This window comes from Paenibacillus sp. Negev47 (genome assembly GCF_058313655.1).
Genome location: NZ_JBZFQG010000001.1, coordinates 116221 through 131492 on the forward strand (window position 1 = coordinate 116221; position 15272 = coordinate 131492).

Consider the following 15272-nt stretch of genomic DNA (forward strand, 5'->3'; position numbering starts at 1 on the left):
TAACGAGGAGATTAGAAAATGTTCAAACGTATTGCCTTATCGCTAATGACAGTAATGGTGGTTCTGTTTATGTTTACAGCAAACACAACAAATGCTTCATCCTATGATCAAGGGACTACTCAACCAGTCAAGGAGTTCAAGCTATCTACAGAAAACAAGATGATTTTTGGTGTTGCTGCTGGAATTGCTGAGTACTTCAATATTGATCCAACAATTATCAGAGTAGCGTTTGTTATCTCTTTCATATGTCTTGGTGTTGGAGTAATTCCATATACAATTTTATGGATTGTGATGTAGTAACTATTAGCTATTATTAATTTATGGAGGAATAAATCATGAGTACTTTTACCAAGGAAATAATCGAAAACAAACTGACTGCACAAGCTAAGAATGTTGCTATTATCTATACATCTAATGAGTTATCTGATGAGAGAAAGATTGATCTCTTGGAGACACAAAGAGAATACATCGACTTATTGATTGAAGATTTAATTGATAATCTGACATTCGTAAGCGAGGAGTAATATGCGGATATATCTTGAGAAAGCCAAAGAAGTCAACGACTTAAGGATTATAAAGAAGTTTCTATGGTTTCCAAAAAAGATTAACAATGAAATACGGTGGTTCGAAAAAGCATGTATAAAACAGCGAGTCATTAGTGTAGAGGTGTGGTCAGGTTATAAGCTTAAATGGGTAGATGAATATTTTATGTAATATTTCAACATAAGGAGTGAGTTTAATGTCAAAAGGTTTACTAAAGAGAGCTGAACGACAAACTTGGAGAGAAGGAAATAGTCCATATAAGCCACTACTGAGAGCTATGGGGATCACAAGTACAGACAGAAGATACTTGAAAGAGTGGTTGTCCAAACGTACTCACTGCACGAATTTTGTTGAAGGACATAAGGAGCCTGTGAAAGTATGCTATGACAACATGGTTGGATGTTTTGAAACGTGGGCACAGGCATGTTATGAAGTCGCTTTGCTAGAAAGAAAGAAGGGAAACTCAATCATCTTCACTAGCAGATAACTAGCGGAATACTCATATGAAATTGGGATTTCATATAAGGAGGTGATACATTATCGTACAGTGTTTTTGGCTCCAATATACTGGGAAAACAAACTCTCAGTTCACAAATGGAGAAGTGTATATGGCTAGAAAAGCAAAAAACGGATCAAGTATAATGGCTTGGAGCAATAAAGATAACTGGATTGAAATTCATACTGGAAAGATATCAAGGATGGTAGTCGATTTTAATTTCGTAGTATTATCAGATTTTGAATTATCTACACATAAGACAGCAACAAATTTTGTTCAATTAGTTAAACAGTACAGGAACGATTTCCATAGTAACGATGTGAGTAAACCTGACTCTGTTTGACAGGTGTGTAATAAAATGATATTATAAGTATCTAATCTCTTAAAGGGAGTGTACGCCAATATGAACAGGTGTAAAGTAAAATAAATAGGAGGAATGAATAGTGACAGAAAGCAAATTGGTACAAACAAAATCATCATTCACATTAAAAGGTATTGTGAGCAATATGAGTGGTGAACATTCTTATCGTGAAGATGAGATCAAACAAGGTAAACATAAAGGTAAACAATATCGTTCCATTAACTTCTTGGTTCAAACGAGCGAGACAAACAAGATCAAAGTAGAAATGTTTGGTATGGAACTTGATTATGTCTATCCATACAAAAAAGGTAAGAAGGGTCAAAAAGGTCATACGATCAAAAACCATCCATTCTCCAAACGTGACGATCTTCCTGCTGGATACACTCTAATCGGAATCAACGTTGGTCTTGAACAAGACGACAAAGGTAAAAACATCCGTCAGAGCTTGGTAGATTATGATGCAGTAGAGTATATCTATGACAACCTCAATGATGGCGACAGTGTTTATGTATCTGGTGAAATTCAATTCTCATCTTACAAAAACAGTGAAGACGAAGAAATTGATCAAGTTAAGTACATCATTAAACAGATTTTCCATGAGAAAACTCCAATTGACTTTACTGATGAGAAATTTGAAGAAGTTGCATTCTTTGAACAAGAAATCGTATTTACTGGTGCTGAAGTAGTGAAGGAAGAAAAAGCTGTGTACGTAACAGGCTACACTATCGCTTATGGCGACAAGTTCAACGTAGCTCAATTCGTTGTGCGTCCTGATGGCGACAAAGACATCGAGAAGACAGCTAAAGCATTCAGTGGTAAAAAGATCAATTTCGGTGACACAATGAAAGTATTTGGTCTATGCCTAAACAAAGCAGAGACTATCGAAATCGAAGATGATGGCAAGTCAAAAGCAGATAGCAGCGACATGTTCGGCGGCAAAAAACCAAAAGGTATGGATAAAGAAACCTTTACTAAGTTCACCTCAGAATTGCAAATTACTGGTGCGGAAGATTACAAAGCTAAAACGTACACAGAGGAAGATTTCGTAGTTGAAGAGGAAGAAGAATTGGTAGGAGAAGAAAAGGATTCTGACGATCCGTTTGGTGGCGGCGATGATATTGATGAGGATGATCTGCCGTTTTAATAACAGATGTAAAGTAAAATAACAACATATAAAATCACAAGATGCTGGATAAACCAACTAAGCTTGAAACCTAAACAACAGTGAAGACACATGACCAGCAACGCATGAAGAATGTTCTTGTGATTTATTTTTGCGTTTTTCTAAAAGCAAAATAAATCACAGGGAGCGATTAATTAATGGCAATAAACTTAAAAGAAAATTTGAAAGTAAATGTACCACAAGTATCACTGAAAGACTATTTCTTTGTACTAGCTGGTATTCCGAAAAGTGGTAAAACAACCCACTTTGCAAACCTCACGAAAGAGTATTACGGCGATGTGAGTAAGTCGCTTCTTTTTGGTTTTGAAAAGGGTTACCAAGCGTTAGAAGTTCAAGCAGTTGATATTAATGACTGGGATGATGTAGAAGAGTACATTGACCAATTGATTGAAGAAAAAGATGAACTTGGAATTGAATTTATCGGATGGGACACAGGAGACATTGCATGGGAAATGGCACAGCAAAAAGTTGTCGATGAATGGAATGCAAAGAATCCTAAGAAACGTACACAAGATATTGGCGGCGTAGGAGCAAAAGGCAATTCAGATCAAGGATTTGGTGTTGGTTACAATCGTGCTAAACAGAAGATCAGAAAAGCCCTAGACCGCTTAATGAAAGCTGGTTACGGACTTATGGTGTTAACTCACTCTAAAGATAAAGAAGTTGAAGAGAAAAGCGGTGCTACATATAACCAGCTCCAAGTATCTCTACCATCTTCTGCACGTGACATTTTCGTTAACATGGCTGACTTCATTACCTTCATTACTATCGAGCGCGATAACAATGAAAGTAAACGCTACATGTATTTCCGTACAGATGGTTATGTGGAAGCAGGATCACGTTTCAAAAATGTTCCAGAACGTATCGATTTCAGCACACAAGGATTCATTCAAGTTGTTAAAACAGCAATTGAATCTGCTTTTGCGAGTGGAACAGATTTAGATCAAATCAAGCAAGAGCAAGAAGCAGCGCGAGAAAAACGTTCGAAGGAATTTATTGAGCAAGACCAAGCAGAGCCAACACCAAAAGAACTGATTGCAGTCCTTGATGAAAAAGGGAAGTTCTTGACCAAAGAGCAGAAGACAGTGGTGGCAGATAAGTTTAAAGAGATTCTAGGAACAGCTAACTACAAGAAAGTTGAAGAAGTGCATTTGCTTGAACAATGCGTTAAAGCTGTAGAAGAAATCTTAGGAGAGTAATTAAAAAAATAGATTTGAGGGTAGAAGATGAAAAATAAAAACGTAATCATTACATTGATTTTAACAGTATTCTTAGGGCTTGGTATTACCACAAGTGCTATGAGTCAGGGTGATGTTAATGATGAAGTTGCTAAAGTTCCAGTCGTTAATGCTGATGTACCATTAACGATTGAACTACCCTTTTTGTACAGTCAAATATCAGTTACTGATAGTGTATTAAAAGATTATAAGAAGCTAGAGACAGTTTCAGATACACAATCTACAACAAAAGAAAAACCTTTGACTAAAAATGTGCAAAAAGATGAAGTAAAGTCTGATGCTTCCAAAGCAACTGTGAAGCCTGTGAAAGCAGAAGTAAAAGTTAAGAAGGAAAGCTTTAAGACATATGATATTCCTCTTAGTGCTGATTTACAGAAGTATATATACAAGATATCTAAGGAATACAAGGTTGACTATGAGTTGGTTTTAGGATTGATGGAAGTTGAAAGTCATTATAAGTCGAATCTAATCAGCAAGACACATGACTATGGGTTAGCTCAAATAAATCAAGTTAATCATGGTCACGTTAAGAAGTATATGAAGAAGAAGTATGGCATCAACTGGGATTGGAGTAATCCGTACCATAATGCACTAGCAAGCGTGTATATGTTAGACATGAGTCGTAATGGCAAAGAGATTTCAACAGAGAAAATGCTGCTCATCTACAATATGGGTGAGGGAAATGCACGTAAATACCTGAAGAGTCATAGCGCTGGTGATTGGAAGTATGTAAAGAAGGTTTTAGCTGCTAAGACAGCAATAGAAGAGGGTGGTAGACATTGAGTAATACTAGTAATACTGATGTGAAATATTATTTAAATCAGGCTGGTGTAGAATATCTTAAAGGTAGTTATAATTTTCGATCATTAGGATTCGAGCCTATTGTTGGTAAAGAAATTTATGTAAGCAGTAGTTTCGTAGAAAAGAATAATGACTGTGATGCACTTATACTTGTTTATCAGTGCTATTTTGGGGAATCAACTTTTGAATTATTTGAGATCGAATTAGATAAAGTGGATTTAACAGAAAAACCAAAAGTTGAGATGGTTCTACCTTTGGTTTCTATTGAGAAGCCAGAAGAAAAAAAAGCTGACAATATGTATACAGTTATGGGCAAAGAACTAGGAGAACTTGTAGATTCAAAACAATTAGCCTATGGTAACTCAGTAGATCAGGCATATAAGGTTGTACAGGCGTTCATGAGTCCTTACAAGAATAGTAATGGTACATACACCATTCCTGAGTCATTGCTTCAGCATTTACTCCTTCAGGTGCGGATCATCGACAAGCAGAACCGTATCTTTAACAACCCTGATGGAGACTTGATGTCGGAATCACCATATGGTGACTTGGCTGGGTACGGCCTACTGGGTAAGAACATGTCAGAATCAATGTAAATAGTAGTAAATCGGGCGAGCTTATGCAAATAGGCTTGCCTTTTTTTATGCATCTGGAGTGGATTTGACAGATACTTAAGACACTGGTATATTAACCACAGACGTAAAATAAACAGAAAAGATGGTGTATGTCAAAAGTTGAATTATTTATATTATATTCTGCATTTGTTTACAGGGTGTCCAGAAAAACATATCAAACCTTACAGAAGAGGTAGATGTCGTTGCAGCAAGTGTGATCGAGTTTTCTTCAAGTTTCAAACATATTAAATCATAGAGGTGTAGAGACATGAAAAAGATTTACGAAGAAGCTAAACCGAAGATGCCTATCCAAAAAGAAAGAATTCTCTCAGCACTTAGATTTGCTGGAGATCAAGGTGTTTTGAATACAGAGCTGAACAACATTTCATTTCGTTACAGTGACAGACTGTATCAATTAAGATTAGAAGGTTATGAGTTTGCAGTTGAAAATGTCGGTGATGGGTTGATCAAGTATACCCTTATTGTAGAACCACAGACCAAGCCAGCCAAAGTAAAATCAGGAATTGAATTAGTAATCGATGAAATTCAGAGTAAATACAGCGGATCAGTAACAGCATCACAGATTAAAGACATACTTAATGATCTACAAGTAAATATTATCCGAAGACCAAATACACTAAAGGTGTAACAGATGTGAAGTAAACAGAAATATAATATATATAATTGAATTTTGAAAGGTGATGAGAATGAAAATAGAAGTAGCACAGACTGTAAATGTACCAGAGGTAGGAGATATTTTTGCATTGAGTCGCACAGATGGAAGTGAAGAAGTATATTTCATAGCTTCTACAGAAGCTGTTGCAAAACTGGTCAATATGAAAACTGGCGATGTAGAGTATGGTTCCCATCTATCTGAAGGAATACAGAAACTTCTCAATAAAGTGATTAAAAACGAAAGCAAAAATACATCAAAAGTTTCATCAACTTACTTTGTGAAAAACAAGGATATCTCTATAGGTTCAGTAGTTGCATTTGGGTACGGAGCAGTAACAGATAAAAATACGAAAAGAGGAATTGTAAATGATTAGAGCAAAACGCGAAGCAGTAATTAAAGTAGCACAGGACATCAAAGAGATTGAAGAGTATGTAGAAAGCAGAAAAGGCTACATGGGATACGAGGACTTGGAGTATACAGTAAATCAAAAATTACTACCAGTAGCAGCGTTTGCTAAAGAGTGGAGCATTCCGTTCTATGCAGATTCAAGTAGCATCTTGGAGAAAATGGGTGTGTCTGAGTCTTCTTATGAAGAAGAGTCCAGCAGCTATTATGAAGAGGATTACGAAGAAAGCGAATATGAAACGTCAGACTACAACTAATTAACAACAACAGATAAGTAGGAGGAACAACATGATTGTCATTGGATCAAAAGCATTGTTGTCATATTTTCCGGTCAATTTCGCAACAGTTACACGATATATGTCAAAAGACTACGATGTAATTATGAGTTATGAAGAGTTTGAAGAATGGGAACGGCAAAATCGCGAGTATATTCAAACACTCATTCCAAGCAGCTCCAACAAATATAAAGCTCTTATGATGAAAGATGGTAAGAAGAAGTTGTACGAGATCGAGCTTGCATTTGAAGGGACTTCAGCTGAGTATTTGTTGGATCATCAAGATATTGTTGCAGATAAAGTTGATACAGGTTTCTTCGGAGAAGAAATGCATGTGTTGATTCCTCTTTATCAAATGCTGACCAAGCGTTCTCATCTAGTGTATCCAGTACATTTCGAGAAGAATGTTGAAGACTATCATGTCCTGAAGAAAATTGTAGGGGATGTAGAACTGGACAGTGTAGCAGAAGCGTATTTTGCCTTACGAAGTGCTGAAGCTAAGGAGAGATATAGCAAGTTCAAGACACCAAAGCTCAATGTCTCAACAGAGGACTTCTTTAGTTCGAAATTAGCAGTTGAACACTTCTTTGTACACGATCACATCCATGAGATCGTTGCTCATCACGACAGTCCTGTGTATACATTAACTCAGACAGACTCCACAAGTGCTTGGTGCAGCAAAAAGTTGTTCTTTGAACTTCCATATGACATGCAGATTCAAATGGTTCAGGAAGAAGGATACGCTATCGCTCTTGAACGATACATTGTTCCGAAAGCAGGAGAGAACTGGAGAGATTATTTCCTTTGTTACAGAAATGCAATAAAACGAATCTGTACCACACTTACTTCTGGATGGTTCCGTGATTTTTCCATTGAGAACTACGATGTAGTCATTGATCGTTATGATCCTGAGTTTGTCTACAAATTCAATGAAGCATTTAAAGCAGGAAAAATTAAAACTATCGACAACAAACAGTGGAGCCTTTCTGAAGAAGGTATAAACAAATGATTCTAACAGCAACGATCTTGTTTTTCGTATTTGGTTTATTTTCATTGCATGGAGCAGCTAAATTTTTACTTACCAAAATCACCGTTCCACACGCAATTCTGGTTTTTGTATCTACAATAATCACTGCACTTTCAGCTGGTGTGATATGGGGAGATATTCTTAATTATGTACTTGTATAAATTAACTCATCAACTCAGCATGGAAGCACCTGTGTATCTGTTAAGTTTTCTAGATGAAGATGAGATCGTTCATTTAATCAAAGCTTGGATGTATAGGTTAGATGAAGAAATTCATGCCGAAGAGTTTTCAGAAAATGAGATGGCAATGTTGCTTCCAGATACAATCAGATATGTGGGAGACGAAGAAAGACTGTCATATGTAGTTTTAGATATGTATGAGATTTGGGAAGCAGCAAATATAAAGGTGTCAGATGATCTAGCGCAAAAAGTTAGAGGTGCAAGTAGACAGGGATACGTATTTGATTTATTTGTCAAAAAGCGATTGAGAGAACTTAAACAATAGAAATGGTCAATACCAGAGAAGGGTAATCCCTTCTCTTTTGTCATTCAATAAATAGGAGGAATAGGATGTTCGAAGTGTCACAAATCAAGATGGGGATCATTATCGGTAGAAACGAATATCTTGATAGAAAAGGAATTTGTAATTGCGGAAATGAAATTAAGGTGAATAGATGGCAACGAACTTATTTATGTGATAAGTGTGAAAACAGAAACTTCAAAATGATTAGTAACCCTAGTCGGAATATTACCTTAACAATTGGTGGAGCTTTTGAATGTGTCGAAAAGGATGATAGCAGCTTTCATGTAATCAAGCATGAAGGTAAGGTACAGATCAGAAAGAATGATCAAGGAGTGTATGAATACAAATTCATAGTTGGAGATCAATATGGATTGAAATATAGTCTAAGACATAAGTCAATTGAGGTTTTCCAAGATGGTAAGAGTCTAGAACTAGAAGCAGGGCTGAATAAATTCTGTCGTGGAGAATTCAGTATTCCTAACTTTTTCGATGTCGTGTGTACAGAAAAGAACAGACCACTTTTCGATTTTTGCTTCAAGAAGCTTGCCAAGATGAATGATGAAAGAAGTGAGATACTTTCTAGAGCACTACAGAGAATGTTTAAATACGAAAAGCTAGAATTGTTTAATTCAATAGGTTTCAAAAGTCTTGGATTGATCTGGCAAGATAGAGACTACTTATTTGCAAAAGAGACAAAGCCGCATGAAATTCTAGGGGTTCCGAGATATCTAATGCCTTATATATTAGATTTAGAGTATATCAATAATTACACATTAGCGGAACTAAGAAGAGCTTGCAAGAAGATTGATGGCAACAACATGAAGACTGTTTTAGATATTGTTTTAGAAGAAAGTTCGTTCGATGTCTTCATGAACATTTGGGAAGACTTTATACAGTTGTATGAATTATACGGATATAAAGATGTTAAAAAACTTGTTCTTTATTTGGTGCGAGAAGTTAAGCTGCAACAAGGTATTATATCTCCAAGAGAAGCAGTTACACTCTTAAGAGACTATGTAAGGATGTCCAAAGCGTTAGAATGGGAACATGAGAAATTCCCTTCTTCATTGAAGAAAGAACATGATATTGCAATGGTTAATTACCAGATGAGAAAAAGTGAATTGAAAGCCAAAGAGTTTAAGATTGCGCTTGAAGGTAGCACTGATCTCAGTTATAAGCCTAAAAGCAAGGATGCAAAATTCCAGATTGTATTACCTACAGAACCTAATGATCTTATCAAAGAAGGTGGTTCTCTCAGTCATTGCGTAGCCAGTTATGTTGACGATGTTATCAGAAACAAGTGTAAGATTTTATTCCTCAGAGATCAGGACAACGTGGATGAACCGCTTGTGACAATCGAAGTGCGGGGAAGAATCATTAGACAAGTTAGAGGTGAGAGAAATCGTAATCCACACAAGCATGAGTTGGACTTTGTTCGTGAGTGGGCAATCAAAAAAGATTTGGAATTAGCTGTTCACTAATAGATAATTAGGGATTCGCACCTGATTTGACACTCTAAAAAAGTGTTGATATAATTTAGTACAGATGATAAATAAAATGAAAAAGGTGATAAAGTGCTAACGTTATTCAAATCTAAAAAGATGAAAAAGATTTTTCTTAGACGCAAGTTAACAATTGGGGAACAGGTTGAATTTGCAAAGGGTCATGCAGAAGAAGCTTTAGACATGTTTAGCCAAGCTCATAAAAAGCTTGATAATGCAAATGAATTATTAAATAAGACATTGGAAGATGCAACATATCAAGCGAAAGAGCTACTTAAGCAAGCAGAACGTGCAGAGGACGAAATCAGAATGAATAAAGCTGTTCAAAACAAGTTGTCTGAATTCGTAGTTCCTTCACAGGTGTAAAGTAAACAAGAAGATGGGCATAAAGCTCATCTTATTTTTTTCGAAAGGAGTTGTTGTATTGGCTAGGAAATTAAAATGTTTCAGTTGTCAGTTAACTAATGAGGTGGCTGAGAACATGGAGGTAGAACTAATCCCTAAGAAAGATGGGTTTACTAAGCGTCATTATCACAAAGGCAAGTGCTGGGAAGATAGAGTAAAACACAAAGCTTTCCAAGAGAAGGAACGACTCGAACTTGATAGTCTATATGAAGTTATTAAGTCTATTCACAAAATGGAAGTGATACCTAATGCATTCTTCAGCACATGTCTTCAAACCCTTCGCAATGGAGATTATCAGCAAAAGGGAAAAGGTAAGAAGTATAAGAAAGGCGTTAGCTTCAAGATGTTAGAAGAGACATATAAGCATTCTGTAAAGAAAATCGAATGGGCAAGGAAGAATAGAACGTTTGATGGCTCTATGAACGAGCTGAAGTATTGCTTTGCAATTATTGTTGATCAGATAGCCGTTGTAGCTAAGAAGGTAAAGAAAGAACAGTACAGGCAACAGTTAGCTTCAGAGATGAGTGACAACCATATTGTAGAAGAACAATCGGCAGAAGTGGAATATAAGAAAAAAGAAACGAAAGACTTTTCGAAGTTTTTAGATTGAGGTGGTTTTATTGGCAAAAGGCACAGCAGCTAATGTTAAGGCAGATAAGTACAAAAAATTACGTGAAGAGGTTTTGATACCAGAAGCCTATCTGACAGGTTTGTTTTGGAATAATCCTGATCAATATCTATTTTTCCCAGAGGACAAGATTAACACAACTACATTCCTAAATCCTGTTTGGGGATTCTTTTTCGGCTTAGGAAGATATATGAAAGAGAAGAAGTCTATAAAGACATTCGATGATATATCAATCTTGAAACATGTAAAGGAACTTGGACTTGAAAGTAGATTTGATAAATTCGGCGGTTTCGATACAATCAGAGAAATTCAAGAAGAGGTTGAAGGTAGAGAAGACAATGTAGACGCATATTACACAGAGGTTAAGAAATACAATACTCTTAAAGAACTATTCAACTTGTTCGACAAGCGAGTTTTAGAAAAAACAGATAAGTACGACTATACAAAGATGACCAAAGAAGAGGTTTTTGTTTACTGGAACGATAAGGTAAATAAAATTGGTATGGATGGCGATTCTAAATATGATGAGCATTTCTTACTAGAAGGTTTAGAAGAAGAAATTGAAGAGTGGAATATCAACCCTGATACTGGACTTCCTTTTTATCGAAGTAGAGAAATGACTAAGATCACAACGGGTTGGGATTACGGAAATCTATACATCTACGGTGGTTTTGGTGGTTCAGGTAAAACATCCTTAACGTTTAATAAGATCATCATGTCATGCATTGATAATGAGGAAAAGTTACTTATCATTGCAAACGAACAAGGTATCAAAGATTTTAGAAAATTGTTAGTGGCTACAGCTTTGGGTATCAAGAAAGAATACATGAAGCGTCAGAGATTAAATGAAGGAACCTTTACCGAAGAAGAAAATCGGAAAATGGCAATCGCTCTTGATTTCATTAAGGAATTCTCAAAACAAGACAAAAGTGAAATCAACTCTAAACTTATAGCGTTTGTATTTATGGAAGACTACATAATGTCAAATGTTAAAAAGATTATTCGACACTATTCAAACAGAGGGTACAAGTCAGTTATGATTGACACTGGTAAACCTTCTGATGGTGCTGGAGATAAAGCGAGATGGGAAATCTTCACTGAAGACTTTAAAGAGCTATACAAACTCTGTCGTCCGAATGGTGGCGGTTTAAACCTGAGAATGTGGGTCAATGTCCAACTTGTAGATACAGCCTTAACAAGACGATTCCTGAATGAACATGCATTTGGTGAATCGAAGAAGATTAAGAATGAAGCTTCAGTAGTATTCATGGGCAGAAATGTTTGGGATGATGAATTTGAAGATGGTGATCATGAGATCAAGTGCTGGAGCTATGTTAAGAAAGAAGACTCGAAGAATCCATTTGAACAAGAAGAAGATGATAGAGGGTATGTTAAGAAAGAGTTTGCTTTGCCTAGATACTATGTTGATGACAAAGGTAATAAGCATCAAAATTTCTACTACCTGATATTCACACCTAAGAACCGTAGAGGTCAAGATAATAAGGGTGGACAACCAATACTGGTTCTTCAGGCAAACTTCAACAACAATAGTTGGTATGAAATTGGTTGGTGTTATATTCAGGATGATCGTAACTATTAAGGAGGAATACAGGTGAGTAGAATGATGATTAATGGACAAGTGATCGAAACCAGTGGTAGCAGCAACATTACAGTCAATAATGATGGTATTTTTGTGGATGGTAAACTTGTCACACAAAAGGAAGATAAATTGTTTAGGATTGAATTGGAAGGTGACTTGTCTCAGCTAAACGTATACGGTGTAGGTGTTACTGTAAAAGGTGATGTTGGCCCAGTTACGTCAGAGGGGTCAGTCAATTGTGAGACCGTAATTGGTGATGTTATTGCAAATGGATCAGTGAACTGTGACGATATCTATGGTAATGTGAAATCACTTGGATCAGTGAATTGTGACAATATCGAGGGCGATGTTCGGGCTACAGGGTCAATCAACTACTGAAATTGACAGGTGTAAAGTAAAATGATAATATAATTAGCATCAATATAAGGAGCTGAGAATGTGGCAAGACGGAAGAAAAGTCCAGATGACGAACTGAAATTTGAAAAGTATCGTAAGACTAGAAGCAGAGAGCCAATCCCTACAATGAAAGTAGTTCCAAACAAGAAAAAGAAGTGGAACAGAGAAGCTTGTAGAGAAAAATTTTAAGCGGCCTGATGTCTTGGAGGGCTGAACTATGAGTGATCTTAAAGAAATCAAAAAAAGGATTTATGAAAGTGACAGAATAATTGAAGTTCTTGAGTTACTTGGTTGCAATCATGTTCGTCCAGAAGGAGACTTGATTGTAGCAGCTCTACCAAAGGGAGACAATAGGCGATCAGTCCAAGTTAAGAACAATGAAAGCCTAACTTCCAACATTCGTTCCAAAGGTGTAAAGGGTGACATATACGCTATCGTTTCGTACATTCAGTTTAATTGTGCTTCAATGGATGAGATTGATGACAACCTTCCTGAAGCTAAAATGTGGCTTATTGAGGAACTTGGTTATGAAGATGTCTTGCAGAAGTTCAAGAAGAACCAGAAGGAAAAAGTAGAGTATAATGGTTGGCTTAAGACCTTGAAGAAGAAGCGGAAGTCATCTCATGTTTACGATGACACACCTAATGAAGCAATTGATGAATCTGTGAAAAACGATTATGTCATGATTCCATATTACGAGTGGATTAAAGAAGGAATATCCTATGACACTCAAATGGAATGGGAAGTGGGCGTAGATCACGTTAGTAGGCGTGTGATCACATTGGTTAGAGGTATGACAGGTGAACTTATTGGAGTCAAAGGTAGGGCTACTGATGACGCTGAAGAACGTAAGTATCTTTATATCAAAAAGATGAACAAGAGTATAGAGCTGTTTGGTCTTCACAAAACTCTTCCTTATATCTTAGAGCAAAAAGAGATCATCTTGTTTGAAGGGTATAAGTCTGTCATGAAGTCTTGGCAGATGGGATATAAGAACTGTGCAAGCATAGAAGGGGATGATATCTCACCAGCTCAGATCAAATTGATCAAAAGCTTTGGGATTGATATCAAAATCACTGTATGCTATGACAAAGATAAGTCTGAAAAAGAAATACAGGATCAGCTTAGTAAGATAACTGGTAGAACCGTGTTTTACACATATGATGTTTTCAATCATTTAAAAGGCAAGGATTCTCCAGTCGATAAAGGGAAAAAAGTATTTGAAGAACTGTACAAGTCGAGAAAAGAGTATCGAATTTGACAATATAACAGATGTATAATAAAATGAATTTATAAACAAATGAATTGGAGGAAATGTTGATGTCAAAGTATTATGCAGTAGGTTCTAAGGTAATTACAGAAGTGGTAGGTGGCGAAAAAGTTAAACGCTCTATCAACGTATTGATCGACAATCTTCCAGAATCCCGTGTAGAAGCAGTTAATGCAGCTAAGGCAATTGCTAAAAAAGAGAAGATTAATCTCAATAACAGCGGAACAGGCGAAGGTGTGTTCATCGTTAAAGGAACTGAATATTCAGGTAACACTATGACCAAATATGCGAAGCAGCGTAAAGCTGAACGTGGTGGAAACAAAAAGAACAAGTAAGACTAGATTCATAGAGATTTAACAGACATTAAATAAAATGAAACATAAAGGGGAATAATGATGAACTATAATGAAATCGTAGCAACACAGATCGGATTGATGGAAGCATTGCTGGAAGCGACATATAGAACTAACGATTTGCTTGAAGATGTGCTGACTGAACAGTTGGATTCCAACAACATCAAGGAAGAATTTTTAGCTGAAATTGCTTACCCTAGCACTCCTGTTAATGAAGTAGACGATGATGAAGACTATTGGGAAGACGAAGATTACATTGACCTTGAAGATGAGTGTGATTGCGAACATTGCTTAAGCGTTTCAAATACACTTGGTCAAGAAGACTTCAATAAAATGTTGGTTCCGAGCTTGCAGACGATCCAAGCCAAACAAGAGAAAACACCTGATAGTTCATTGGAACTTTTGGCATACGAAATGGTAGCTGAAATTGCTGCTAATCCTCAGTTGCCAGTTAAGTTTGATGGTTACGGAAAAATCACTTATGAGTACATCCCTGATGCTAACAATCCAATTGAACTTACTATCTTAAAAGAACGGAAAGTTGTCATTGCTACAATGAAGGATAAGAAAGGCAAAGTGCTTCGTAAACAATTCGCACTGTGCAATGAAGATGATGCATTCTCAGCGTACATCGGAGCTGCAATTGCTGTCCATCGGTTGTTCGATTTGGAAGTACCAGCAATTTTGTTGCAATAGTACAGGTGTAAAGTAAACAAATAGAAAGTAGTGATCAGATTGAACACAGAAATTGATATTATCTTTTTTGCGAAAAACATCATGAGAAAGCACCTGTTTGATCATGAAGTGAAGACGTTACAGAACTTCGAAACAAAGATGGAAGATGCTTCGTTTTGGGAATGGATCAGACCAGCAAAAAGAGAGAATCAGTATTTGATGAATATCTGGCTATCATATCAAGAGTATCTTGAAGGTACTTTTGATATGAGCATTACGAATCATCCGAGATTACTGGTGCG

Annotated in this window: 21 protein-coding genes; all 21 read left to right on the top strand. The window is 36.4% G+C overall.

Going from position 1 to position 15272, the window contains the following annotated elements:
- Nucleotides 1-18: 18 nt before the first annotated feature.
- The 21 genes from AC4G47_RS31305 (at nt 19) to AC4G47_RS31405 (ending at nt 14991) form a co-directional block, all read left to right on the top strand.
- A complete protein-coding gene (locus AC4G47_RS31305; protein ID WP_491106906.1) occupies nt 19-297 on the top strand; it encodes a PspC domain-containing protein in 279 nt (92 codons plus the stop codon).
- 38 nt (nt 298-335) lie between these two features.
- Nucleotides 336-524 carry a hypothetical protein gene (locus AC4G47_RS31310; RefSeq protein ID WP_491106907.1) on the top strand — a complete coding sequence of 63 codons (189 nt, stop codon included), beginning with the start codon at nt 336-338 and terminating at the stop codon, nt 522-524.
- 627 nt (nt 525-1151) lie between these two features.
- Nucleotides 1152-1382, top strand: coding sequence for a hypothetical protein (locus AC4G47_RS31315; protein WP_491106908.1), 231 nt, complete (start codon nt 1152-1154; stop codon nt 1380-1382).
- Between the two features lie 100 nt (nt 1383-1482).
- The gene (locus tag AC4G47_RS31320; RefSeq protein WP_491106909.1) at nt 1483-2544 is read left to right on the top strand and encodes a hypothetical protein; all 1062 of its coding nucleotides are present in this window, start codon (nt 1483-1485) and stop codon (nt 2542-2544) included.
- A gap of 176 nt (nt 2545-2720) precedes the next feature.
- Entirely contained in the window at nt 2721-3782 is a 1062-nt protein-coding gene (locus AC4G47_RS31325) for an AAA family ATPase (RefSeq protein WP_491106910.1), read from the top strand.
- Nucleotides 3783-3809: 27 nt separating this feature from the next.
- Complete coding sequence (locus AC4G47_RS31330) at nt 3810-4604, top strand: transglycosylase SLT domain-containing protein (RefSeq protein WP_491106911.1); 795 nt, start codon at nt 3810-3812, stop codon at nt 4602-4604.
- Nucleotides 4601-5218, top strand: a complete 618-nt coding sequence (locus tag AC4G47_RS31335; RefSeq protein ID WP_491106912.1) for a hypothetical protein — start codon at nt 4601-4603, stop codon at nt 5216-5218. Before AC4G47_RS31330 ends, AC4G47_RS31335 begins: the two co-directional genes overlap by 4 nt.
- 286 nt (nt 5219-5504) lie before the next feature.
- Nucleotides 5505-5885, top strand: a complete 381-nt coding sequence (locus AC4G47_RS31340; RefSeq protein WP_491106913.1) for a hypothetical protein — start codon at nt 5505-5507, stop codon at nt 5883-5885.
- Nucleotides 5886-5943: 58 nt separating this feature from the next.
- Complete coding sequence (locus AC4G47_RS31345) at nt 5944-6285, top strand: hypothetical protein (RefSeq protein ID WP_491106914.1); 342 nt, start codon at nt 5944-5946, stop codon at nt 6283-6285.
- Nucleotides 6278-6574, top strand: coding sequence for a hypothetical protein (locus tag AC4G47_RS31350; protein WP_491106915.1), 297 nt, complete (start codon nt 6278-6280; stop codon nt 6572-6574). The genes AC4G47_RS31345 and AC4G47_RS31350 overlap by 8 nt, the downstream gene beginning before the upstream one ends.
- A gap of 31 nt (nt 6575-6605) precedes the next feature.
- Entirely contained in the window at nt 6606-7601 is a 996-nt protein-coding gene (locus tag AC4G47_RS31355; RefSeq protein WP_491106916.1) for a DUF7275 domain-containing protein, read from the top strand.
- Between the two features lie 165 nt (nt 7602-7766).
- Nucleotides 7767-8123 carry a hypothetical protein gene (locus AC4G47_RS31360; protein ID WP_491106917.1) on the top strand — a complete coding sequence of 119 codons (357 nt, stop codon included), beginning with the start codon at nt 7767-7769 and terminating at the stop codon, nt 8121-8123.
- A gap of 65 nt (nt 8124-8188) precedes the next feature.
- On the top strand, nt 8189-9622 hold the full coding sequence (locus AC4G47_RS31365; RefSeq protein ID WP_491106918.1) for a PcfJ domain-containing protein: 1434 nt from the start codon (nt 8189-8191) through the stop codon (nt 9620-9622).
- Nucleotides 9623-9715: 93 nt separating this feature from the next.
- A complete protein-coding gene (locus AC4G47_RS31370) occupies nt 9716-10009 on the top strand; it encodes a hypothetical protein (protein WP_491106919.1) in 294 nt (97 codons plus the stop codon).
- Nucleotides 10010-10022: 13 nt separating this feature from the next.
- On the top strand, nt 10023-10658 hold the full coding sequence (locus AC4G47_RS31375) for a hypothetical protein (protein ID WP_491106920.1): 636 nt from the start codon (nt 10023-10025) through the stop codon (nt 10656-10658).
- 10 nt (nt 10659-10668) lie between these two features.
- Nucleotides 10669-12276: a replicative DNA helicase gene (locus AC4G47_RS31380; RefSeq protein ID WP_491106921.1), complete on the top strand. Its 1608-nt coding sequence runs from the start codon at nt 10669-10671 to the stop codon at nt 12274-12276.
- A gap of 12 nt (nt 12277-12288) precedes the next feature.
- Nucleotides 12289-12654: a hypothetical protein gene (locus tag AC4G47_RS31385; protein WP_491106922.1), complete on the top strand. Its 366-nt coding sequence runs from the start codon at nt 12289-12291 to the stop codon at nt 12652-12654.
- Between the two features lie 60 nt (nt 12655-12714).
- Entirely contained in the window at nt 12715-12861 is a 147-nt protein-coding gene (locus AC4G47_RS31390) for a hypothetical protein (protein ID WP_491106923.1), read from the top strand.
- 28 nt (nt 12862-12889) lie between these two features.
- Nucleotides 12890-13933 (top strand): toprim domain-containing protein, encoded by a 1044-nt coding sequence (locus AC4G47_RS31395; protein WP_491106924.1) that lies wholly within the window; start codon nt 12890-12892, stop codon nt 13931-13933.
- 59 nt (nt 13934-13992) lie between these two features.
- Nucleotides 13993-14277, top strand: a complete 285-nt coding sequence (locus AC4G47_RS31400) for a hypothetical protein (RefSeq protein ID WP_491106925.1) — start codon at nt 13993-13995, stop codon at nt 14275-14277.
- A 60-nt stretch (nt 14278-14337) separates the two neighbouring features.
- Nucleotides 14338-14991, top strand: coding sequence for a hypothetical protein (locus tag AC4G47_RS31405; protein ID WP_491106926.1), 654 nt, complete (start codon nt 14338-14340; stop codon nt 14989-14991).
- Nucleotides 14992-15272 lie beyond the last annotated feature (281 nt).

Excerpts from the sequence above, each read along its gene's own strand:
- AC4G47_RS31305 (WP_491106906.1), top strand. The coding sequence starts at position 19 with ATGTTCAAACGTATTGCCTTATCGCTAATGACAGTAATGGTGGTTCTG.
- AC4G47_RS31310 (WP_491106907.1), top strand. The coding sequence starts at position 336 with ATGAGTACTTTTACCAAGGAAATAATCGAAAACAAACTGACTGCACAA.
- AC4G47_RS31315 (WP_491106908.1), top strand. The coding sequence starts at position 1,152 with ATGGCTAGAAAAGCAAAAAACGGATCAAGTATAATGGCTTGGAGCAAT.
- AC4G47_RS31325 (WP_491106910.1), top strand. The coding sequence starts at position 2,721 with ATGGCAATAAACTTAAAAGAAAATTTGAAAGTAAATGTACCACAAGTA.
- AC4G47_RS31330 (WP_491106911.1), top strand. The coding sequence starts at position 3,810 with ATGAAAAATAAAAACGTAATCATTACATTGATTTTAACAGTATTCTTA.
- AC4G47_RS31340 (WP_491106913.1), top strand. The coding sequence starts at position 5,505 with ATGAAAAAGATTTACGAAGAAGCTAAACCGAAGATGCCTATCCAAAAA.
- AC4G47_RS31345 (WP_491106914.1), top strand. The coding sequence starts at position 5,944 with ATGAAAATAGAAGTAGCACAGACTGTAAATGTACCAGAGGTAGGAGAT.
- AC4G47_RS31350 (WP_491106915.1), top strand. The coding sequence starts at position 6,278 with ATGATTAGAGCAAAACGCGAAGCAGTAATTAAAGTAGCACAGGACATC.
- AC4G47_RS31355 (WP_491106916.1), top strand. The coding sequence starts at position 6,606 with ATGATTGTCATTGGATCAAAAGCATTGTTGTCATATTTTCCGGTCAAT.
- AC4G47_RS31360 (WP_491106917.1), top strand. The coding sequence starts at position 7,767 with ATGTACTTGTATAAATTAACTCATCAACTCAGCATGGAAGCACCTGTG.
- AC4G47_RS31365 (WP_491106918.1), top strand. The coding sequence starts at position 8,189 with ATGTTCGAAGTGTCACAAATCAAGATGGGGATCATTATCGGTAGAAAC.
- AC4G47_RS31375 (WP_491106920.1), top strand. The coding sequence starts at position 10,023 with ATGGGCATAAAGCTCATCTTATTTTTTTCGAAAGGAGTTGTTGTATTG.
- AC4G47_RS31395 (WP_491106924.1), top strand. The coding sequence starts at position 12,890 with ATGAGTGATCTTAAAGAAATCAAAAAAAGGATTTATGAAAGTGACAGA.
- AC4G47_RS31400 (WP_491106925.1), top strand. The coding sequence starts at position 13,993 with ATGTCAAAGTATTATGCAGTAGGTTCTAAGGTAATTACAGAAGTGGTA.
- AC4G47_RS31405 (WP_491106926.1), top strand. The coding sequence starts at position 14,338 with ATGAACTATAATGAAATCGTAGCAACACAGATCGGATTGATGGAAGCA.